Genomic DNA, 22,365 nt, shown 5'->3' on the forward strand with positions numbered 1-22,365 from the left:
GCTCGACGCGGAGCGGGACCGTGCCCGCACGGCCCCGCGCCAGCACACTAGGGGGCGGCGGCGGCGATTCCGGGCATTGCGGGAGCGGAACGGGGCCACCGGCCGCCCACCTCACCCGATCAGGGGACAATCCGATCCTGGGGTTCCCTGCCGCGCACCCGGTGCCGCCGGCTGCAGGCCTGCCGGGCGGCTAGTCCGAGATCCAGGGCAGCGGCGGGAGGTGGTGGTCGCTGCACTCGCCCGTGAACTCGTCGACGGCGGCCCTGCCCTGGTCCGCGACCCTCCCCTGCTGGTCCTCGTGGGAGGTCAGCCGGTCCTGCACCGGGCCGACGCTCAGGAGTCGGGGCGGAGCATGGGCGGGTTGAGGGCGGACGCGCCGCCGGCGGTGAAGAGCTGGGCCGGGCGGCCGCCCTGACGGGTCGTCGTGCCGCCGGAGGGCAGCAGGAAGCCCGGGGTGCCGGTGACCTTGCGGTGGAAGTTCCGCGGATCCAGCACCACGCCCCAGACCGCCTCGTAGACCCGGCGCAGCTCCCCGACCGTGAACTCGGTCGGGCAGAAGGCGGTCGCGAGGGAGGAGTACTCGATCTTGGAGCGGGCGCGTTCCACGCCGTCGGCGAGGATCAGCCCGTGGTCGAAGGCGAGCGGGACGCCGTCGGCCGGGCTGTCGCCGAGCAGCTCGCCGACCGGTGCCCAGCGGGCGCTGCTGGCGTCGCCGCCGGCCCGGGGCGTCGGCAGGTCCGGGGCGAGCACCAGGTAGGCCACGCTGACCACCCGCATCCGGGGGTCGCGCTGCGGATGGCCGTAGGTGGCGAGCTGCTCCAGGTGGGCCCCGGCCGCACCGGGGCCGACCGCGTCGTGGCCCGGGGCCGAGTGCGCGCGCAGGCCGGTCTCCTCGGCCAGCTCCCGGGAGGCGGCCTCGGCCAGGCCCTCGTCCGGGCGGACGAAGCCGCCGGGCAGCGCCCAGTACCCCTGGAACGGCGGCTCGCCGCGTCTGACCAGCAGGGCGCAGAGCGCGTGGTCGCGCACCGTCAGCACCACCAGGTCAACCGTGACAGCGAACGGGGGGAAGGCCGACGGATCGTAACGCGACATGGCGACGATCATAGTCGTCTCTCTGACGATAAGCACAGGCCTTGCGCCCGGCCCTCCCGAGGCCGTCGGCCCGCCCGCCCGGCACGGTTCGCGCACGGGCGGGCGGGGACTCCCGGGCCGAAGTCGCCGAAGCGGCGCCACCGGCCCGGGGCGGGCCGGCCCGGGGCGCGCGGTCAGCGGGCGACGAGCTGCAGGTCCGCGGAGGCCTCCTCGACCATCGCCACCCCGATCCGGCTCACCCGGACCGAGAAGGGCTCGCCCGCCACCCGCAGGCCGGTCAGCTCCAGCTCGCCGAGCGGCGCGGTGCTGGCCGGGCGGACCAGGACCCGCCCACCCGGCACGTCGGGCCGCACCCCGGCGAGGGCGAACACCGCGTGCGCGGCGCCGGCTGCGGAGACCGCCGCCGGGCGGCAGGCCGCCGGGTGCGGCACGGGCGGGCAGCCGGGGGTGCGCTGCTCCCCCGCGTACATCTCCGGCAGCCGTCCCTCGAAGTGGGCGGCCGCGGCGAGCAGGCCCTCCAACAGGGTGCCGGCCTCGTTCTCGTGGCCTGCCTCCGCCAATCCGGCGATCGCCAGCGCCGTCTCGTGGACCCGTACCGTGCCGCCGCGGTGGCCCAGCGGGTTGAAGCGGGGGGACTTGGCGCTGAGGGTGCGCAGGCCCCAGCCGCTGTCCAGCTCCGGCGCGACCAGACGCTGGGCGAGCAACCGGGTCTGCTCACGGTCCAGTAGGCTCTCGTGCCGGTCGCCGTCGACGGCGAGCCCGGTGTCCAGCAGGTGCACCAGGCAGGAGGCGACTGCGGGCAGCGGCTGGCCGCCCGGGGCCAGCCCGGCGGCGGGGCGGCCGCCGGAGAGGTCGTCGATCCAGAACCGCTCGCGGAAGCTCCCGCGCAGCTCGGCAGCCCAGCTCCGCCAGCCCTCGGCACCCGGCCGTCCGAAGGCCTCCAGCAGCTCGGCGCCGTGCAGGGCGGCGCGGTGGGCCTGCGCCTGGACCTCGGCGCGGGCGGCGACCGGGTGGGCGGAGCGCTCCTCGGTGGGGCGGCTCAGGTCGGTCACGAAGCCGTCGACCAGTCCGTCCCGCAGGGCGGCCAGGGCCCGCTCGGCGGCCGGGAGCAGCTCGGCGACCTCCGCCGTGGGCAGGCCCCAGCGCCAGGCCTCGGCCAGCACCGTGACGAACAGCAGGGTGGCCTCGGTGGCGGTGCAGGTGGGCGGCAGCTCCGGGCCGCCGTGCCGCAGGCCGCCGGGCAGCAGGCCCTCGGTGCGGCCCGGGGCGGGGGCGAGCTGCTGACGGCGGGCCAGCGCCCGGAGGGTGCCGGCGGCCAGCCGGGTGCCGAGCGGCAGGGTCAGCCGGGCGGCCCAGAGCGCGTCGGCCGGGGCAAGGCCGAAGCGCCAGGGCGCGCCGGAGGCCGGGTAGAGGTCAGTCGGACGGTCCGGGTCGGCGAACAGCAGTCCGCCGAGAGCGTCCAGGGAGCGGGAGACCAGCGGGGCGACCCGGGAGTCGTCGCTGCGGACCTCGGGCTCGGACCAGGGCAGCGGGACACCGGTGCCGCGCCCGCCGGGTGGGCGTGGGCCGGTGGCGGCGCTCTCCAGCTCGGTGCGCAGTTCGACCGACCAGCGGGCGCCGGGCTGGACCTCCAGGTCCCAGCGGAGCACCCCGGCGCCGGCCAGTACGGCGTGCGGAGAGGGCTTGGCGCTGACCACGGCGCTGTGCGCGGGGCCCGTCCAGCGCAACCCGGCGGACTGCACCTGGCCCGGCAGGTCGGGCGGGCGGTGTCCGGCGGCGATCTCGGCGACCGGGCCGAGGTCCGTGCCGACGGCGATCTCCAGCGGCAGCCGTGCGGGCCGCGGGCCGGTGTTGCGCACGACGACAGTCTCCACGCCGTCCGCGTGGCGCAGCCGCTCGACGGTGAGCGCCGGATCCGGGTCGAGGTCGCCGGGGATGCGGACGGCGCCGAGGAAGCGAGCCTGGGCGGTGCTGGTCAGGGCGCCCTGGAGCGGCAGCGGCTCCATGCCGCCCAGCCGCAGCTCCATCCGGGCGAGTGCCCGGACACCGTTGCGGTAGAAGCCGTGCAGGCCGTGGCCGCGCAGCTGGCCGTCGGGGCCGGAGGCAGCCATCGCCGGGGCATTGACGCAGATCACCGCGTGGTGGACCGCGGGGGGCTGCGGGCGCGGCGCGGCGGTGGGCCGACCCGAACCGGCGGGTGCGCCCCCGGGGCCGGTCGGCGGGACCTGGTCGGGGCGCCCGACCGGTCTCGGCGCGCCGACCACGCTCTCGGCCGGCATGGCCTGTGGTGGCCTCATGGCGGTCACCGGACTCTCCTCCCCTCGGCGGTCCGGTGGCCGGGTCAGGCCGGTGGGCCGCGAGCATGCTCGATCGCGTGCTGATGGTGCCGGGCCGGCGGGGTTTCCCGTCGGCGGGTGTGCCGTGTCTGGCCGTACCCGGTGGCGGGTCGTACCAAGCGGTGCTCGGTACCGGGCCGGTACCGGCGCGCCGCGCCGTCGCGTCGGGCCCGCCACCGCGCCCGACACCCCGTCAGGTCCGCCATTCCGGCCCGCCGGTGACGCCCTGCCGCGTGGCCCGCGCCCGTCGGGCCGGCCGGTCCCCTCGCGGCGACCGGGCCCGGTGCCGCGCGTGGCCGGCGGTCGCCGTGGGGCCAGGGGCGGCCGGGCCGGGCCCCGGTCGGTCTCCGTCCGGCGCAGGGCCCCCGGGGTGAACGCCGCGCACCGCCGCCAGGTCACGCCCCGCCCGAAGCGCCGCTGGTCGGGACCGCCCCCGCCGGGCGGTCGTGCCGCGTCCGTCGGAGCATCACCGGGACCGCGCCACGGGCCCGTCGCCGCCTGCGGCCGAGGCCTGGTTCCGGGCGTTCCTGGCTGTCGTCCGCACCGCTCGGACCGGGCGTCGGCCGGGGTCGGCCGCCCGGCCGGATGGACGGGGACGGTCGAACCGGCGCTCGATCGCCGCCAGGATACGGTGCGGGGGTCGCGGCCCCCGCACCCGGTGATCCCGTGAACCGCGACACCACCGTTGTGACCAGCAGAGACCGAGGAGTTCCATGTCCACCGTCAGCCGGCTGCCCGGGATTGTCACGACCGACCACGTCTTCCAGGTGCCCCTCGATCACGCCGCCCCGCAGGGCGAGCAGATCGAGGTGTACGCCCGGGAGGTGGTGGCCGCCGGCCGCGAGCGGGACGACCTGCCATGGCTGCTCTTCCTCCAGGGCGGGCCCGGCGGCAAGGCCGCCCGCCCGCTCGGCCGGGACTCCTGGCTGGAGCGCGCCCTGGACGACTACCGGGTGCTCCTGCTCGACCAGCGCGGCACCGGGCGGTCCACGCCCGCGACCCGGCAGACCCTCGCCCGGCGCGGCGGCCCGCAGGATCAGGCGGACTACCTGGCCCGGTTCCGCGCGGACTCGATCGTCCGGGACGCAGAGCTGATCCGCACCCGGCTGCTCGGCGCCGACCGGCGCTGGAGCGTGCTCGGTCAGAGCTTCGGCGGTTTCTGCACGCTCACCTACCTCTCCATCGCCCCCGAGGGCCTGACCGAGGCCTTCATCACCGGAGGCCTGGCCGGCCTCGGCAGTTCGGCCGACGACGTCTACCGCGCCGCCTACCCGCGCGTGGCCCGCAAGAACGAGGACCACTACGCCCGGTTCCCGCAGGACGTCGAGGCGGTGCGGCGGATCGCCGCCCACCTCGCGGACGCCCCCGCGACCCTGCCGGACGGCGGGCTGCTCACCGTCGAGGCGTTCCAGGCCCTCGGACTGCTGCTTGGCGGCGGCAGCGGCTCCGGCGTCCTGCACTACCTGCTGGAGGAGGCCTGGGTGGAGGGCGCGGCCGGGCCCGAGCTCTCCGACACCTTCCTGGCCGGCGCCCAGGCCCAGCTCTCCTTCGCGGGCGGCCCGCTGTACGCCGTGCTGCACGAGTCGATCTACGGCCAGCGGTCGGTGGACCAGGGCGGCACCGCCTGGTCGGCCGAGCGGCTCCGCAAGGAGTTCCCGCGGTTCGACGCCCGGGCCGCGCTGGAGTCGGACGCGCCGGTGCTGTTCACCGGGGAGATGATCTACCCCTGGATGTTCGACACCGACCCCGCGCTGCGCCCGCTGAAGGAGACCGCGGAGCTGCTCGCCGCCCGCACCGACTGGCCCGACCTGTACGACCGGGCGCGCCTGGCCGCCAACGGCGTACCGGTCGTGGCGGCGGTGTACCACGACGACATGTACGTGGACACCGCCGACTCGCTGGAGACCGCTCGCGCGGTGCGCGGCCTGCGGACCTGGATCACCAACGAGTGGGAGCACGACGGCCTGCGGGCGAGCGGCGGCAAGGTGCTGGACCGCCTGATCAAGATGGCGCACGGCGAGGCGTAGCGGCCGGCAGACCGGTACGGGGCGGGGGCGGGCGGCTCAGTGGGCACGGCGGCCTCCTCTCGCCGCCCGCCGGACCCCGCGGCACCGGTGCAGGCCGCTCCCGGCGCGGGTGCCGGCGGGCGCGCACTCCGCCGCACGGCCGAGCCGCAGGCGCCGGACGGGCCGCTCCCCGGCCGGCCGGGCGCACCCGGGCGCCGCAGCCCGTCCGGGCGCGGACAGCAGGCCCACCGGCCCGGGGGTGCTCCCGTCCGGCGCCGGTGCCGGTGCTGGTGCCGGTGCCGGTGCCGGTGCCGTGGACGCGCCCTTCCGGCGGCCGCCCCGGCGACGTCGGCGGGCGCGGGAGGCCGGGCCGGGCCGCTCACCGGGGGCCTCGCCCGCCGGAGCCTCGGGTGCCGAGGCCTCGGGTGCCGGTCCCGTGCCGTCGGCGGGCGGCGGCCGGTCGTCAGCCGGGGCCGACGCGGGCGCGTGCTGCTCGCGCCGCCGACGCTGGGCCTCGACGGCGGCCAGCAGTGCCCCGGGCGTCATGCCGTCGTTGAGCGACTCGTAGAGCAGTTCGGCCAGCAGGTAGTCCGGGGCGAGCCGCAGGACGTGCCCGAGTACGACCCGGGCCGTCGCCGTGTCCCCGGCGACCCAGGAAGCCCAGGCCAGCAGGGTCAGCGGAGCCACCGCGCAGCTCTCGTACGGCGGCACGGCGCGCCGGGCGAGGAAGCGCCAGAGCCGCTCGGCGGGGGCCAGCTCGGCGGGCCGGGCGTACTCGACGCCTCGGTCCCGGACGATCCGGTCGCGCAGGGCGAACAGCAGGCGGGCCGTCCGGTCCGGGTCGAGCTCCCGGGCCCCGGCCGCGAACTCGGCGACGGCCTGGTCGAGCAGCCCGATGCCCTGCTCACGGGAGAACGAGCCGACGGCCGCCTCGGCCCGGACGAGCGCCTCGCGGTGGACGTCGTCCTCCGGCGGGCCGATCGGGACCAGCCCGCCGATGATCGCCTTCCGGCTGCCGCGCGGCACCAGGCCGGCGACCGTCGCGGCGGCGGCCGCCGGGCCAGGACCGGGACCGCGCCGCACCGGGTTGCCCGCCTGATCGCAGCACTCGGTGCCGCGGCAGAGGAAGGACCACCAGCGGCCGTCCGAGACGCACAGCGACTCCTTGACCACGACGCCCCGACGCCCGAAGGCCGCCCGGAGGTCGTCCGCCAGCGGCCGCAGGCCGTCCACCACCGGCGGGGCGTGCGGCGCGCCGGGATCCTGGCAGAGGTAGAGGAGCACCTGGAGCGGCCGGGTGCCGTGCCGCTCTGAGAGGGCGACCAGCAGGGCGGCCGCCTCCTCCGCGGCGGCCGGCCACTGCGCGGGCGAGTCCGGCAGATCCGCCCGGATCACCCCGGCCTGGTGCAGGTCGGGGCCCTGGAGACCGACCGCGACGATGCTGTCGTCGGGGTAGAACCCCAGGAAGTAGGGCAGCAGCTCGGCCATGTCGGCCGGACCGCGCATGACGACCGGCCGGTGCTCGGAGGCCGGGCCGAGGGACAGAATGACGTGTTCGTTGTTCATCGCGTTCATGGCCGCAAGAGTGGACGCAATCCGCGGACGACGCCGAAACCGTCTTCTTTCTGTGGATAACTCCGCCTCCAAATTTCCCTTAACTCATTCGGAGCAAGCGACACTCCCTCCGCAGGGTGGATTTTGTCCGCCGTTCAGCGGATCAGCGGATGAAATACATCCCGCCTCCCCCTCCCGCCCACCCCGGCATTCGCCGCTTGTCGGCGGTACGGGGTTACATGGACGCCATGCAGCAGCCCGAGACCCACATCACCGCCACCGCCGACCGCGCCGAGGTCCGGGCGCGGGCCGAAGCCGTCCTGCGCGAGCTCGCCGGCCCCGGCGCCGCCCTGCGCGAGGACCAGTGGACGGCCATCGAGGCCCTCGTGGTCGACCACCGCCGCGCCCTGGTCGTCCAGCGCACCGGCTGGGGGAAGTCCGCGGTCTACTTCATCGCCACCGCCCTGCTCCGGGCCCGCGGTGCCGGGCCGACGGTGATCGTCTCGCCGCTGCTCGCCCTGATGCGCAACCAGGTCGAGTCGGCGGCCCGGGCCGGAATCCACGCCCGCACCATCAACTCGGCCAACACCGACGAGTGGGACGAGGTCCAGGCCGAGGTCGCCGCCGGGAAGGTCGATGTCCTGCTGGTCAGCCCCGAGCGGCTGAACAACCCGGACTTCCGCGACCAGGTGCTGCCCAAGCTCGCCGCCTCCACCGGCCTGCTGGTGGTCGACGAGGCCCACTGCATCTCGGACTGGGGGCACGACTTCCGCCCCGACTACCGCCGGCTGCGCACCATGCTCGCGGAGCTGCCGCCCGGTGTCCCGGTGCTGGCCACCACCGCCACCGCCAACGCCCGGGTCACCGCGGACGTCGCCGAGCAGCTCGGCACCGGCACCACCGACGAGCACGCCCTGGTGCTGCGCGGGCCGCTCGACCGGGAGAGCCTCACCCTGGGCGTGCTGGCCCTGCCCGACCCGGCGCACCGGCTCGCCTGGCTGGCCGACCACCTCGACCGGCTGCCCGGCTCGGGCATCGTCTACACCCTGACGGTGGCCGCGGCCGAGGAGGTCACGGCCTTCCTGCGCGAGCGCGGCTTCCCGGTGGCCTCCTACTCCGGCCGCACCGAGGACGCCGAGCGCCGCACCGCCGAGGCCGACCTGCTGGCCAACCGGGTCAAGGCGCTGGTCGCCACCTCCGCTCTCGGCATGGGCTTCGACAAGCCCGACCTCGGTTTCGTCGTGCACCTCGGCTCGCCCGGCTCGCCGATCGCCTACTACCAGCAGGTCGGCCGGGCCGGGCGCGGCGTGGACCGGGCCGAGGTGCTGCTGCTGCCCGGGCGCGAGGACGAGGCGATCTGGCGCTACTTCGCCTCGCTGGCCTTCCCGCCGGAGGAGCAGGTGCGGCGCACCATCGACGCGCTGGCCGAGGCCGGCCGCCCACTCTCCACGGCCGCCCTGGAGCCCCGGGTGGACCTGCGCCGGGCCCGGCTGGAGACCATGCTCAAGGTGCTCGACGTGGACGGCGCCGTCCGCCGGGTCAAGGGCGGTTGGACGGCCACCGGGCAGAGCTGGGCGTACGACACCGCCCGCTACGCCAAGGTCGCCGCCTCCCGGGAGGCGGAACAGCGGGCGATGCGCGAGTATGCGGCGGGCACCGGCTGCCGCATGGAGTTCCTGCGCCGGCAGCTGGACGACGAGCAGGCCGTGCCGTGCGGGCGGTGCGACAACTGCGCGGGGCCGCTGCACACCCCGGACGTCTCCGCCGAGACGCTGGCCGCCGCCCGGGCCGCGCTCGGCCGCCCGGGCGTGAGCTTCGAGCCGCGCCGACTCTGGCCGACCGGGATGGACGCGCTCGGGGTGTCGCTCAAGGGGCGGATCCCGGCGGGCGAGCAGGCCGAGACCGGCCGGGCGCTTGGCCGGCTGTCCGACATCGGCTGGGGCAACCGGCTGCGCAGCCTGCTCGCCGAGCAGGCGCCGGACGTGCCGGTGCCCGGCGAGGCGGTGGACGCGCTGGTGGCGGTCCTCGCCGACTGGGCCCGCGGTCCGGGCGGCTGGGCCGGGCCGGCGACGGCGGAGGGCGCACGGCTGGAGCGGCCGGTCGGCGTGGTGACCATGGCCTCCTCGACCCGCCCCCAGCTGGTCGGCAGCCTCGGCGCGCGGATCGCCGAGATCGGACGGCTGCCGCTGCTCGGCCGGATCGAGTACGCCGGCGGGCTGCCGCCGCACGGGGCCCGCAGCAACAGCGCCCAACGGCTGCACTCGCTGGCCGGGGCGCTGGTCCTGCCGCCGGAGGTGGAGCAGGCGGTGGCGGCGGCCGCCGGGCCGGTGCTGCTGGTGGACGACCTCGTCGACTCGGGCTGGACGGTCACCGTGGCCGCCCGGCTGCTGCGCCGGGCCGGGGCGGGCGCGGTGCTGCCGCTGGTACTGGCCGTGCAGGGGTGACGGGGCGGCAGAAGGCCGTCGAGGGAACAACGGCCTTCACTCGAATAGCCTAACGAAAAGGATCAAGCCAAGCGATTTCGATCACACCGGTCGACGGACGCGGGAAAGGAGTGGTCACCATGCCGACGACGGCTCACCTCGCACTTCGAGCGTCACGGATCAAGACGCTGCGGCATCCCGACCGCGCCCGGGCGACAGTGGAACATATCCGGCAGACCATGGGCTATCGGATGGCGTTCATCATTTCATCGTTGCCGCTCCACCCCCGATGCCCCGAGAATTGGGAGGTACCCGAAACTCGGTCCGCCGGACCCACGCTTCGGCGTACCCAGGCACCCGTCTGCCCACGGGTCAGGAAGGAGGATCGTGATCAACGGTATCGACCGAGGTCCACATCCCCTCTCCCGGAGTTCGGTGCCCAGACGGGTGCTGGACCTGGAGACCTGGGCCGCCTCGGGGATCCCGTTGCTGCGCGACCCCCGCGAGTTCGTCCTGGAGCTGCACCAGCGCCACCTGCCCCAGCCGGGCACGGTCGTGGTCGGCGTCCTGGACGCGCTCCACCACCTGGCCGCCTCGGCCTCCTTCATCCCCTGGCCGCGCGACACCGACGGCTGGCAGCACCGGAACGCCCTGCTGACGCACCTGCGCCGGATCCTCCCGCACGACCTGCGGCTGCCCGAGCCGACCCGCACCGCCGTGCTGCTGCGCTGCCGCGACGGCGCGCCCGGCTGGACGGAGCAGGACGGCGCCTGGATGTGGGCGCTGCGGGACGCGGCCGGGCTGCACGGGCTGCGCTGCGGCGCGTACCTCGGGCTCACCCCGGCGGGCTGGCAGGTCCTCGGGGACGGGCGGAGCGGACGAAATCCGCATGCGGGTTCGTGGACGGACGGGCCGGTGCACACCGTGACGGAGCTGCCGCCCCGCTCGGTGCTCGACGCCCCGCACGGCCAGCGCACCCGCCGGCCGGCGGTGGAAGAAGCCGAACACGGAGGCGACGCTCAGCGCTCCCCGCAGTCCGAGCCCCCGTGGATCCCGGCGCGGGCCGCGACGGCCGAGCCGACCCGCCGTACCGGAACCCGCTGACCCCGCCGAACCCGCCGAACCCGCCGAACCCGCCGAACCCGCCGGACGTACGGTCACCGAGCACGGATCGATCCGACGGGACCACCGGCGCCCGGGTCCGACGGGCACCGAGCGTGCAGGCCCCGCCGGGCACCGAGCGGGCAGGTCCGATGCCCCGGCATCGCCTGCCGCCGGAGGGGCTCCGGACGGGCTCCGGAGCCGCGCCCGCCCGCCCGTCCCGGGACGGATTTCGGGCCCGGCACCGTACGGCACCGGGCCCGGAACGGAAGGGCTGCGGTCAGACGTGGACGGGGTGCCCGGGCGCGGCTGCGGCAGCCCCGGCGGTCGTCGGGCCGGCCTCGCCGCAGACCACCAGCAGGGCACTCGCGCGGCCGAGCGCCTCGGTGTACGCCTCGGCGGCCAGGGCGGGCGTTCCGCCGTTGACCACCAGGACGACCACCTCGCGGTGGACCGGACGGGTCAGCGCGGCGTCCGCGTAGAACACGTCCCCGCCGTCGGCGAGCTGCGCCCAGTAGCGCTCCTCGCCGAAGGACAGCTCGTGCCGCTGCCAGGGGTGTGCCTCGCCGACCGTCAGCACCAGGATGTCACCCGGGTCGCGGCCGGAGTCCAGCAGCTGGTCGATCGCGTCGTCGGCGCGCTCCACGGCCTGGGCCGGGGTGGCGGCGATCCGCCGGACCTCCACCTGCGGCGCGGTGGCGGCCGGGCGGCGCGGCGCCGGACCGGGCTTGGGGATCAGCCCCGGCGGACCGGGCCGGGCGGCGCGCGGCGGGGCCGGGCGCGGAGGCGCCGAGCGGGGGCCGGGCACCGCAGCCGGGGCGGCGACGGTGGTGGGTGCGGTGGCGGGTGCGCCGCCGGTGGCAGGCGCGTGGAGGGCTTGTGCGTCCGACTCGCGGGGGAAGGGAACGCCGGGGCCCGGGAGGCTCTCGTGAATCTCCGGCTCCTCGGGGAAGACAGGCATACCCGGATATCTATCAAATGCCGGTCGAACGCGCACGGGCGCCCCACCCTTTGGGCACCGAACACCCACGGCCCCGCCCCGGGCAATTCCAGACGGACTGTCAGAAACCGAGCGTCAACTGTTCGTCGGCGGATCCCCGAGCCTCGCCCGTGCCTTCCCGAACGCGCTTGAGGTGACGCCACTTCGACAGTCCGTCCATGTACGCCCAGGAGAGCCGGTGGTGCTCGGTGGGGCCGAGTTCCTCCAGCGCGGCACGGTGCACCGGGGACGGGTAGCCGGCGTTGTCGGCGAAGCCGTAGTCCGGGCACCCCTCGCCCAGTTCGCCCATCAGGCCGTCGCGGTGGACCTTGGCGAGCACCGAGGCGGCGGCGACGCAGACGCAGGACTGGTCGCCCTTGATCACCGTGCGTACCCGCCAGGGGCCGCCGAGGTAGTCGTGCTTGCCGTCGAGGATCACCGCGTCGGGCTCGACCGGCAGCGCCTCCAGCGCGCGGACGGCGGCCAGTCGCAGCGCCGCCGTCATGCCGAGCTCGTCACACTCCTGCGGCGACGCCTGCCCGAGGGCGTACGCGGTGACCCAGTCGGCGAGGACCGGGGCGAGGGCACGGCGACGCAGTTCGGTGAGCAGCTTGGAGTCGGTCAGCCCGTCCGGCGCCTTGCGCAGGCCGGTGACGGCCGCGCCCACCGTGACCGGTCCGGCCCAGGCGCCGCGCCCGACCTCGTCCAGGCCGACGACGATCCTGGCGCCGGCCCGGCGGAGCGAGCGTTCGACGGAGTGCGTGGGCGGGACGATGGGCATGGCGGCTTCCGTTCAACTGGGGCAGCCTCCAGCCTAAGCCCGCCCTGCGGCCGCCGGATCCGCCGCCCTCGCTGCGGGAAGGCCCCCGGCAGCCACGCCCGCACATGACCCAGCACGCCCGGGCCCGCCCTCAGACGCGGATCATCGGCTGCAGCACCTCGTCCACCAGCCTGACGGCGAAGTCCGGCCCCAGGTCCCGGAATCCGCGGATCTTGGCCTGGTAGAGCAGCATCGCCGGGATGACGTCGGCCACGAGCGGGGTTGCCGCGCCGGGCCGCACGTCCCCGCGCTCGGCGCCGCGGCGAAGGATCTCCAGGATGGTCTGCGCGGTCGGCTCGATGACCCGGTCGTTGATGAAGCCCTTGAAGACCTCGGCCCGCTCCTGGTCGATCTCGGCCATCAGCGCATGGAGGGCGGCGCCCGCCCGGGAGGTCAACGCGGCCGTGAACGCCTCGATGAGCTGCAGGAGTTCGTCGCGGGCGGACCCGAGGTCGGGGGTGTCGTAAGGGCGTGGAAGAGTGGCGTCCAGGGCGTCGATGACGAGTTCGTCCTTGGACGCCCAGCGCCGGTAGAGCGCGGCCTTCCCGGTCCGCGCCGCGCCGGCGACCCCTTCCATCGTCAGCCGCGCGTATCCGCCGGAGGTGAGCTGGTCGAGCGCGGCCTCGAAGATCGCGTTCTCCAGCTCTTTCCCCCGCCGCCTCCCGGGCCGCGCCAGGGCCTGATGGGCGGCCCGCACCCGGCAGAGGGCCGGCTCCGCACCCCGGCCCGGAGCAACCGCACCCGCCTCGACGCCCGAGGCGCCCGAGGCACCCGAGACGCCGGAGACGCCGCCCGGGTCGCCGGGGCCGCCGCCCGGGGCACCGGAGCCGCCGCCCGAGGCGCCCGTGGACCGCCCCGGCGACCGACCGGACCGGTCCGCCACCAGTCGCCGCACCAACCGTTCCATCGCCACCATCCTTAAGGAACGCTTGCGTTCACAATCCAGCCCAGGATATCGTCCGGATTAGTGAACGATCCCGTTCCTTCCCGGTCTGCGCAAGGGCGCAGCGCCGCATCCGGACACCGGCGGCCCGCCGAGTCCAGAGCACCACGCACATAGCCAGCAGGGGGCACATTCGTGGCTGTCACCGACACGCTCAGCAAGACCTCACCACCGCCCGGCGCGAAGGGGCACGGCAAGGGCATCACCCTGGCCGTCATCGCGGCCACCCAGCTCATGGTGGTGCTCGACGCGACCATCGTGAACATCGCGCTGCCGCAGATCAAGGACGCCCTGAACTTCTCGACCACCGACCTGTCGTGGGTCATCAACGCCTACACCCTGACCTTCGGCGGGCTGCTGCTGCTGGGCGGTCGCGCGGGTGACATCCTCGGCCGCCGCCGGGTGTTCATCTTCGGCACCCTGCTGTTCGGCCTGGCCTCGCTGCTCGGCGGTTTCGCGCAGGACAGCGGCCTGCTGCTGGCCGCCCGCGCGCTCCAGGGCATCGGTGGCGCGATCTGTTCACCGACGGCCTTCGCTCTGATCGCCACCAACTTCGAGGAAGGGCCGGAACGCAACAAGGCGTTCGGCGTGTTCTCGGCGGTGGCCGGCTCGGGCGCCGCGATCGGCCTGCTGGCCGGCGGTCTGCTCACCGAGTACCTGAACTGGCGCTGGGTGTTCTTCGTCAACGTGCCGATCGCGATCCTGATCGCGATCGCCGCGCCGCGCTACATCGCCGAGTCCGAGCGCCACCCGGGCCGCTTCGACCTGCCCGGCGCGTTCACCTCGACGCTGGGCCTGGTCGGCCTGGTCTACGGGTTCATCCGGGCCGCCTCGGACGGCTGGTCGGACAGTGTCACGCTCGGCTCCTTCGCGGCCGGCGCGATCCTGCTGGCCGCCTTCCTCGTGGTCGAGCGCCGCACCGACCAGCCGATCACCCCGATGCACCTGTTCGCCAACCGCAACCGCACCGGCGGCCTGGTGATGATGCTCTGCCTGGCCGCGGCCATGTTCGGCATCTTCTTCTACGTGGTGCTGTTCGTGCAGGGCCCGCTCGGCTACAGCCCGCTGATGGCAGGCGTGTCCTTCCTCCCGATCAGCGTCTCGATCATCATCGCCGCGCAGATCGCGTCCAACTTCCAGGCCAAGTACGGCCCGAAGCCGTTCATGGCGGGCGGCGCGCTGCTGGTCACCATCGGCCTCAGCTGGCTGACCCAGATGGGCAAGGACAGCGGCTACCTGGACGGGGTGCTCGGCCCCACGGTGATATTCGGCTTCGGCATGGGCCTGATCTTCGTCCCGGTGATGCTGCTCGCCGTCGCGGGCGTGCCGGGCGAGGAGACCGGCGCCGCCTCCGGCCTGCTCAACTCGATGCAGCAGATCGGCGGTTCGCTCGGCCTGTCGATCCTGACCACGGTCTTCGCGCACTACGCCACGGCCGAGGCCGCCACGCAGCTGCCGAAGTTCATGCAGAGCGCGAGCCCGGATCAGCTGGCCTACCTGCAGCAGCACCACGAGTTCCCGCCGCGCACGGACGCCGCCAACACCGTCCTCGCCCATGGCATTTCGCACGGCTTCATCGTGGGCGCGGCGCTCGCGGCGGTCGCCCTGGTGGTCGCGGTCTTCGTGATCAAGGCCAAGGCCAGTGACCTGCCGAGCGGCGACTCCGCCCCCGTCGCGATGCACTGACCCGAGATGCACTGACCCGGGATGCACTGACCCCGGGATGCAATGACCTGGGGATGCACTGACGCCGCAAGGCGCAGACCCCGGGACGACGCCGGCACCACAGCGAGGGCCGGTCGGGAGCGGACTGCTCCCGACCGGCCCTCGCCGCTCTCCCGAACCGTCCCCGACTACCAGGCCGCCTCGTACGCCAACCCCGCCCGGTCGCAGGACCCGCGGCCGACCATCGGCGAGTCCACCGGCGGCCGCTGAGCCAGGATCTGCCGGGCCCGGGCGACCGACACGCTGGTCGCGTACCAGGGCTGCGCCTCCCGGCCCAGATCCTGCCCGATCAGCTCCAGCGCACAGCTCCGCTGCGGTTCGGGCAGCCGGTCCAGGGCGGGCACCGCGTCCGCCGACAGCTGGCGGACGTTGCGCAGGTCGATGGCCGCGGTGTGCGGGTCGGCCCGCAGCGCCCGCTCGTACCGGGCGACGTTCTGGTCCGCGACGATCGCGTCCGGGCCCATCAGGCCGTACACCGCGACGGTGAGCATCCCGCTGAGGACGACGACGCGCGGCAGCCAGCCGGTGCCGCGGGTCAGCCCGGCGGTGATCAGCAGTAGGAAGACGACGCCCAGCCAGACCTCGACCACGAGCACCCAGAGCCGCAGCTGGGTCAGCCCGGAGGCGTCCACGTAGAACCACATCCGGCCGAGTGCGGAGGCGACCACGGCCAGCGCGAGCACGCAGAGCAGCCCGAGCAGGATCCGTGCCACCCGGCGGTCGGCGGCGGTGGTGCGCGGCGCCCAGCGCTTGGCGACCGCCACCACGACCAGGGTCAGCACGGTGATCACGCTCAGCTGCCAGAAGCCTTGCCGGGCGTACTCGGAGCGGCTCATCCCGGTGTTGCTCAGTACGGCGTCCGCTCCGCCGAGCACCACCACGGCCTGGACCACCGCGAAGACGCCGAACATCAGGTTGAGCGCGACCAGCGGCAGCGCCCACTCAAGCCGTCGCCGTTCGCGGCCCGGCCGGATCACCGTCCGGTCCCAGCGGCGCGGGCCGGCCGCGATCCGTGCGAAGCCCAGCGCGGTGAGCGTCCCGAGCACGAACAGCACCCCACGCGCCGGGAGTCGGCCGAGGTCGAGGTCCGGGCTGAGGTTGCCCAGCAGGTCCGCCATGGCGGCGTCGGCGCTGGCGAACAGCAGGCCGAAGACGGTCAGCAGGACGGCGGCGACCCCGAGCGCCTTGAGCACTGGGACGACCCGGCCGCGGCCGGGCAGCGGGCGGCCCTCCATGCTGATCCAGGCCCACCCCACGGCGGGCAGCAGCTGCCAGAGCAGACCGGGCAGGGCGAGCAGGACGCCCGGCCACCGGCGCCCGCCGTGCAGGGCCAGCGAGGCCAGGCCGAACGCGCCCCCGACGGCCAGCAGGGTGGGCCAGTCGGCGACCCACCAGGCCGGGACGGAGAGCAGGGCGAGGGCGAGCAGGCTCCAGGCTGCCGTCCAGGGCCGGATCCGACGGCCTGCCGCCCGGGCGGCGAAGCCGGCCCCGACGGCGGTGGCGGCGCCGCAGATCAACAGGTTGACTCCCAGACCGTCGTACAGCAGCCAGGCCGTGAGCAGGCCGCTGAGCAGGGCGGCCAGGACGACCCGGGGCGTGGCCCCCGCCCGGCGCTCGGGGTCACTGCGGCGCAGCCAGCCCGCCCCCGTCGGCCCGGGCGCGCCGGGCGACCGGCGGGAACCACCCGCGCCGTACGGACCACCCGCGCCGTACCGACCATCCTCGTGGTGCGGACCACCCGCGCCGTAGGGACCAGCCGGGCGGTACGGGTCCCAGGAGCTGTCCGGTCCGGCCGGTTCCTGCGGACCCGAGGCTTCGTGCGGCCCGTCCGGGTTCTGCGGCCCCGGCGCGGGTGGCGGATCGGCCGAGGCGGGCGTGGACAGACCGGACATGGGTCCCCCTCAGTGGTCGGTGGGCATGCGGAAGCCGCCCTCGGGACAGTCCGCCGGCGGGTGCGCTCAGCGCCGCCGTCGCTGCCGACTGTAGACCATTCTGAACGAGTTCAAAAGTTGGTTCTGAACGTGTTCAGAACCTGCTCGCCACCGGTTGCTCCCTCGACACTCCCTCGCCGCCCATCGAGAGCCCATGGAGAGCCCGTCGATGCCCCGTCGATGCCCCGTCGATGCCCCATCGGTGACACCCCGTGGGCTACCCCTTCACCGACCCGGCCAGCAGCCCCCGGACGAAGTACCGCTGCAAGCTGAAGAACACGATCAGCGGCACGATGATCGACAGGAACGCCCCGGCCGTCAGCAGCTCCCAGCGCCCGCCGAGGGAGCCCGACAGCTGGGCCAGCCGCACCGTCATCGGCGCCACCTCCGGCGTGCCGCCCGCGAAGGTCAGTGCGACCAGCAGGTCGTTCCAGACCCACAGGAACTGGAAGATCGCGAACGAGGCCAGCGCCGGGGCGCTCAGCGGCAGCACGATCGAGCGGAAGATCTTGAAGTGCGACGCGCCGTCCACCACCGCCGCCTCCATCAGGTCGCGCGGCAGCTGGGCGATGAAGTTGTGCAGCAGGAACACCGCGAGCGGCATCGCGAACATGGTGTGCGCCAGCCAGACCGGCGCGTAACTGCCCTTCAGGTCCACCGCCGGGATCAGCGTCAGTGAGCCCAGGTGCGCGCCGCTCGAGAACAGCCGCAACAGCGGGATCAGCGCCATCTGGAGCGGCACCACCTGGAGCGCGAACACGGTGAAGAACACCGCATCGCTCCCCCGGAACCGCACCCAGGCCAGCGCGTAGGCCGCCATCGCCGCGAGCACCAGCGGGAAGACGGTCGCCGGGACGCTGATCGCCAGCGAGTTCACCATGAACGGCACCAGGCCCGTGGAGGCGCCGGAACCGCCCTCGAACAGCACCGAGTGGTAGTTGCCGAGGCCGAAGTCCGGGTGGAGGAGGGCGGTCCACCAGCCGCTGGAGGTCACGTCCTGCTTGGGCCGCAGCGAGGTCACCAGCAGGCCCAGCGTCGGGATCGTCCAGAGCACCGTCATCGCGATCACGAACACCGAGGCCAGCGGGCTGCCGAAGGCCTTGCGGACCGGATTACCGGGACCGCCCGCCACCTTCGGGGACCCACCGGCCACCTTGGGGGACCCGCCCGCCACCTTCGGGGCCCCGTTCGGGACGGAGGTCTTCCGCAGCGAGATCTTCCGCATCGGGGTCACCGCACCTCACGTTCCTTCCGCAGCTGGACGATGTTGTAAGCCACCAACGGCAGCACCGCGAGGAAGAGGATCACCGCGAGGGCACTGCCCCGCCCCGCGTTGAACTGCACGAAGGACTGCGAGTACATCTCGTTGGCGAGCACCTGGGTGCCGAAGTTGCCGCCGGTCATGGTGCGGACGATGTCGAAGGCCTTCAGGGTGATGATCATGACGGTGGTCAGCACCACCATCACCGTGGTGCGGATCATCGGCACGGTGACGTACCAGAACAGGCGTACCCCGCTCGCGCCGTCCAGCCGGGCCGCCTCCACCACCTCGTCCGGGATCGCCTTGATCGCCGCCGACAGCACCACCATCGCGAAGCCGGTCTGCACCCAGACCAGCACCGCCATCAGCAGGAAGGTGTTCAGCGGCTGCGAGAGCATCCAGTTCGGCGGGTCGTCCCAGCCCACCGCGACGGCGAGTCGGCTGAGCAGACCGATCTGCGCCTGCCCGGGCCCACGCGACTCGTAGACGAACTTGAAGATGATCGAGGCGCCGACCAGCGAGATCGCCATCGGCATGAAGATCAGCGACTTGTACACCGACTGGCCGCGCATCCGGTCCACCAGCAGCGCCAGCACCAGCCCCAGCCCGGTCGCCGCCAGCGGTGCGACCACCAGCCACAGCAGGGTGTTGAGCAGGACCGTCTGCACCGAGTCGGTGGTGAGGGCCCATCCGAAGTTCTCGCCGCCGACGAAGCGGGTGCCGTCGTCGTTCTGCAGGCTCAGGTAGACCGTGCGGATCAGCGGCACCACCAGGCCGACCGCCAGCAGCAGCACCGCCGGGCCGAGGAACACCGCGACGGCCAGCGGACGGGCCAGTCGGCCGCGGGCCCGGCCGGCGGCCAGGAAGACCACCAGCAGGATGCCGAGGAATCCCGCGACGGCGCCGAAGGTGTTGCCGAACTTGACCGCCGCGTCGCCCCAGGAGCCGACCGCCAGTCTCTCGGTGGCCAGCTTGGTGGCCAACTCGGTGGCCACCGCGGCGGCGGGTGACGGGGATCCGGATACGGACATGGCTGCGCGTCCCTTCGGGTGCGGTGGGAAGGGGAGTGCGGTGCGGTGGGAAGGGGAGTGCCGGTGGAAAGGGGGGTGCCGGCGGGAGGAGGGTCAGGCGGGAGGAGGGGCGGGCGGTGCGGGTGGGTGGCCCCGCACCGCCCTCGACAGGTGGTCCTGGTGTGCCCGAACTTGCGTGGGGCCGGGGCGGCCCGGCTACTGCGGCCAGGCGGCGTCGATGTCGGCGGCGGTCTTCTGGATCGACTGTCCCTCGGCGAACCAGGCGGTCAGCGACTTCCACTCCTGCCCGGCGCCGACCGCGGCCGGCATCAGGTCGGAGCCGTCGAAGCGGAAGGTGGCCGCCGGGTCGGTCAGCGCCTCGGCCGACAGCTTGTCGATCGGGTCGGTGTACAGGCTCTTGTCCACGCCCTGGTTGGCCGAGACCCAGCCGGTCGCGGTCTTCACCCGGCTGCTCGCCCAGTCCGAGCTGGACAGGTAGTTCTGCACCGCCTGCACCTCGGGCCGGCTCGCGAAGGCGGCCAGGAACTCGCCGCCGCCCTCGACCGGGTTGGCGACGGACGGGTTGACCGCGGGCAGGTGGAAGGCGAAGACGTCCCCGTCCGGGCCCACCTTGGTGCCCTTGGGCCACTGCGCCTCGTAGAACGAGGCCTGCTGCAGCATCATGCACTTGCCGCTCAGGACCGGCGTGCCCGCGTCCTGGAAGGTGGTGGTGGCGATCGACTTCACGTCGCCGAAGCCCGCGTTGGTCCAGGCCGGGTTCTGCATCCAGTCGGCGACCGTCTTCATCGCCGTGGTGATCTTCTCGTCGGAGAACTTCACCTGGTGGCCGACCCACTGGTCGTAAACCTCGCCGCCGTAGCTGCCCAGCACCACCTCCTCCAGCCAGTCGGTGGCCGGCCAGCCGGTGGCCGTGCCGGAGGCGATGCCGCCGCACCACGGCTTGGGGCCGCCCGCCTTGGCGATCTTGTCACTGAGCGCCATCAGGTCCGCCCAGGTCTTCGGCGCCTCGTAGCCGGCCGCCGTGAAGGCCTTCGGCGAGTACCAGACCAGCGACTTCATGTTGGCGCTCATCGGGGCCGCGTAGAAGGTGCCGTTGACCGAGCCGTAGGTCTTCCAGATCGGGCTCCACTTGTCCTGGTTGGCGATGGTCTGGGCGGGCGGCTTCACCACCTTGCCGCTCTTGACCATCTGCGCCAGCAGGCCCGGCTGCGGGACGATCGCGAAGTCCGGGGCGTTGCCGCCGGCCACCCGGACGGGGAGTTGCGACTCGAAGTCGTTCGACCCCTCGTAGCTGATCTTGATCCCGGTGCACTTGCTGAACTCGGACCAGGACTTCTCCAGGTTGTCCGACTCCGGGCTCAGGATGGAGGCGAACATCGTCACGGTCGTGCCCGAATGCCCGGCGTACTGCTGGTACTTGGCGCAGTCGCCGGACAGCGACTGGGTCGCGCCGCCTCCGCCGTCACCCGAACCGCCGGAGCTGTTGGAGCAGGCCGCGGTCAGCGCCAGTGCCGCCGCCAGGACGGGTACGGCTGCCAGACGGCGGCGGTGACGCGGTTGCGGCGCGGTCGGGTCGGTGGTGGTCAATGCGGTCTCCTCGCCAGGGCGTGCTGCCGACGGTGGCTGAACGACATTGCGCTGTACCGGAGATGGGTTTGAGGGGATCACGGGCGGACGGCGGCCGGACTGATCGAAGACGTTAACGCAGCAGCCGCCCTCCGCCAAGGTCCACGTTCGACCTTCACAAGCCGGTGTCCCGACTGTGACCCACAACCAGGCGTTTCCCGGACCGCCCCCACCAGAAGTCGAAGACCCCGCCCGGAAACCCGGACGGGGCCCATGTCGTGACGCTACGTCAGAACAGCCGGATCGGCAGCTCCAGCAGACTGTTCACCACCAGTGACGGGCTCGGTCGCAGCTCGGCGTCCGACACCGCGAGCGACAGCTTCGGGAACCGCGCGAACAGCGCCGGCAGCGCGACCCCCGCCTCCAGCCGGGCCAACGGCGAGCCCGGGCACACGTGCGGGCCGTGACCGAAGGACAGGTGCCGGCTCGGGTCCCGGGTGATGTCGAACAGCTCCGCCGTCACCCCGTGCTGCAACGGGTCCCGGCCGATCGCGTTGTACGAGACCAGCACCGGCTCGCCCGCCGGGATCACCGCGTCGCCCACCGGGATGTCCGCGGCGGTGAAGCGGAACAGGAAGTTGCTGGTCGGCGGCGTCCAGCGGAGCGACTCCTCCACCGCCGCGTCCCAGGACACCTGCCCCGAACGCACCAGCTCCAGCTGGTCCGGGTGCGCCAGCAGCGCCCGCACCGCGTTGCCGATCAGGTTCACCGTGGTCTCGTGGCCGGCCGCGATGATCACCCGCAGGGTGGCCGCCGCCTCCGCGTCGGTCAGCGCCCCGCCCTCGGTGTCGGCCGCCAGCAGCACGCTCGCCAGGTCCTCACCCGGGGCCGAACGACGCTGCGCCACCAGGTCGTTGACGAAGGCGTTCAGCCCGGCGATGGTCGCCTGGATGCCCGCCGGGTCCGGCTTGATGCCGAAGAACCGCTCGTACAGGTCGCGCAGCACGCCGTGGTCCGACTCCGGCACGCCCAGCAGCGAGCAGATCACCGTCATCGGCAGCGGGAAGGCGAAGGCCGCCTTCAGGTCGACCTCCGGCTCACCCGCCGCCAGGCCGTCCAGCAGCGCGCGGGTGATCTCCTCGACGCGCGGTCGCATCAGCTCCACCCGGCGCGGGGTGAAGGCCTGCGCGACCAGCGCGCGCAGCCGGCGGTGCTCGGCGCCGTCCGTGGTCACCATGCTCGGACCGGGCACCGCCAGGCCGATCAGCGGCCAGGTCCTCGACACCTCACCGCGCTGGTAGGCCCCCCAGTGCGCGGCGTCCTTCACCAGCCGGGCGTCCGTCAGCAGCTCGCGCGCCGCCGCGTGCCGGGTCACCGCCCAGGCGGCCACGCCGCCCGGCAGCTCGACCGGCACCACCGGGCCGGCGGCGCGCAGCAGCGCGCCCTCGGCCGCGCTGTCACGGGCCAGCGGGTCGAGGACGATCGGGGCCTGGGCAGCGGTCATCGGCAACTCTCCTTCGGAGGACGGGCATCGACGGTATCGGTGCGTGTCGACGGGTTTCGCCGGTTCTCGACGGCGACGGGGCTAGACGGGCAA

At 74.2% G+C, this 22,365-nt stretch carries 16 protein-coding genes; 4 read left to right on the forward strand and 12 right to left on the reverse strand.

Annotation, left to right across the window (positions count from 1 at the left end):
- Positions 1-190 precede the first annotated feature (190 nt).
- From ACZ52J_RS29855 to ACZ52J_RS29865, 3 genes are all read right to left on the reverse strand, one after another.
- A complete protein-coding gene (locus ACZ52J_RS29855; RefSeq protein ID WP_465623158.1) occupies positions 191-322 on the reverse strand; it encodes a hypothetical protein in 132 nt (43 codons plus the stop codon).
- Between the two features lie 11 nt (positions 323-333).
- Positions 334-1,092, reverse strand: coding sequence for an NUDIX hydrolase (locus tag ACZ52J_RS29860; protein WP_465623160.1), 759 nt, complete (start codon positions 1,090-1,092; stop codon positions 334-336).
- A gap of 173 nt (positions 1,093-1,265) precedes the next feature.
- Positions 1,266-3,389 (reverse strand): amylo-alpha-1,6-glucosidase, encoded by a 2,124-nt coding sequence (locus ACZ52J_RS29865; RefSeq protein WP_465623245.1) that lies wholly within the window; start codon positions 3,387-3,389, stop codon positions 1,266-1,268.
- Positions 3,390-4,141: 752 nt separating this feature from the next.
- Between ACZ52J_RS29865 and ACZ52J_RS29870 the strand changes: the two genes are divergently transcribed.
- Complete coding sequence (locus ACZ52J_RS29870) at positions 4,142-5,455, forward strand: alpha/beta fold hydrolase (RefSeq protein WP_465623162.1); 1,314 nt, start codon at positions 4,142-4,144, stop codon at positions 5,453-5,455.
- A gap of 36 nt (positions 5,456-5,491) precedes the next feature.
- On the opposite strand, the gene ACZ52J_RS29875 is transcribed toward ACZ52J_RS29870, so the two are convergent.
- The gene (locus tag ACZ52J_RS29875; protein WP_465623164.1) at positions 5,492-7,009 is read right to left on the reverse strand and encodes a DUF4192 domain-containing protein; all 1,518 of its coding nucleotides are present in this window, start codon (positions 7,007-7,009) and stop codon (positions 5,492-5,494) included.
- 227 nt (positions 7,010-7,236) lie between these two features.
- Between ACZ52J_RS29875 and ACZ52J_RS29880 the strand changes: the two genes are divergently transcribed.
- Positions 7,237-9,432 carry a RecQ family ATP-dependent DNA helicase gene (locus tag ACZ52J_RS29880; protein ID WP_465623166.1) on the forward strand — a complete coding sequence of 732 codons (2,196 nt, stop codon included), beginning with the start codon at positions 7,237-7,239 and terminating at the stop codon, positions 9,430-9,432.
- 378 nt (positions 9,433-9,810) lie between these two features.
- Positions 9,811-10,515 carry a hypothetical protein gene (locus tag ACZ52J_RS29885; protein WP_396289679.1) on the forward strand — a complete coding sequence of 235 codons (705 nt, stop codon included), beginning with the start codon at positions 9,811-9,813 and terminating at the stop codon, positions 10,513-10,515.
- A gap of 277 nt (positions 10,516-10,792) precedes the next feature.
- Here the strand turns inward: ACZ52J_RS29885 and ACZ52J_RS29890 are convergent, their stop codons facing one another.
- From ACZ52J_RS29890 to ACZ52J_RS29900, 3 genes are all read right to left on the reverse strand, one after another.
- Positions 10,793-11,473: a hypothetical protein gene (locus ACZ52J_RS29890; protein WP_465623168.1), complete on the reverse strand. Its 681-nt coding sequence runs from the start codon at positions 11,471-11,473 to the stop codon at positions 10,793-10,795.
- Positions 11,474-11,573: 100 nt separating this feature from the next.
- Positions 11,574-12,272 carry a ribonuclease HII gene (locus ACZ52J_RS29895; protein ID WP_465623170.1) on the reverse strand — a complete coding sequence of 233 codons (699 nt, stop codon included), beginning with the start codon at positions 12,270-12,272 and terminating at the stop codon, positions 11,574-11,576.
- 130 nt (positions 12,273-12,402) lie between these two features.
- On the reverse strand, positions 12,403-13,218 hold the full coding sequence (locus ACZ52J_RS29900; protein ID WP_465623171.1) for a TetR/AcrR family transcriptional regulator: 816 nt from the start codon (positions 13,216-13,218) through the stop codon (positions 12,403-12,405).
- A 171-nt stretch (positions 13,219-13,389) separates the two neighbouring features.
- On the opposite strand from ACZ52J_RS29900, the gene ACZ52J_RS29905 reads away from it, so the two are divergent.
- Entirely contained in the window at positions 13,390-14,940 is a 1,551-nt protein-coding gene (locus ACZ52J_RS29905; protein ID WP_360505953.1) for an MFS transporter, read from the forward strand.
- Between the two features lie 167 nt (positions 14,941-15,107).
- Here the strand turns inward: ACZ52J_RS29905 and ACZ52J_RS29910 are convergent, their stop codons facing one another.
- From ACZ52J_RS29910 to ACZ52J_RS29930, 5 genes are all read right to left on the reverse strand, one after another.
- Positions 15,108-16,871 (reverse strand): DUF4153 domain-containing protein, encoded by a 1,764-nt coding sequence (locus ACZ52J_RS29910; RefSeq protein ID WP_465623173.1) that lies wholly within the window; start codon positions 16,869-16,871, stop codon positions 15,108-15,110.
- A 256-nt stretch (positions 16,872-17,127) separates the two neighbouring features.
- Positions 17,128-18,135 (reverse strand): carbohydrate ABC transporter permease, encoded by a 1,008-nt coding sequence (locus ACZ52J_RS29915; protein ID WP_465623247.1) that lies wholly within the window; start codon positions 18,133-18,135, stop codon positions 17,128-17,130.
- Positions 18,136-18,140: 5 nt separating this feature from the next.
- On the reverse strand, positions 18,141-19,202 hold the full coding sequence (locus ACZ52J_RS29920) for a carbohydrate ABC transporter permease (protein ID WP_360505947.1): 1,062 nt from the start codon (positions 19,200-19,202) through the stop codon (positions 18,141-18,143).
- A 195-nt stretch (positions 19,203-19,397) separates the two neighbouring features.
- Complete coding sequence (locus ACZ52J_RS29925) at positions 19,398-20,789, reverse strand: ABC transporter substrate-binding protein (protein ID WP_465623175.1); 1,392 nt, start codon at positions 20,787-20,789, stop codon at positions 19,398-19,400.
- A 268-nt stretch (positions 20,790-21,057) separates the two neighbouring features.
- Positions 21,058-22,272 (reverse strand): cytochrome P450 family protein, encoded by a 1,215-nt coding sequence (locus ACZ52J_RS29930; protein ID WP_360505232.1) that lies wholly within the window; start codon positions 22,270-22,272, stop codon positions 21,058-21,060.
- Between the last annotated feature and the right edge of the window lie 93 nt (positions 22,273-22,365).

It is taken from the genome of Kitasatospora sp. NPDC034035, from assembly GCF_055575755.1.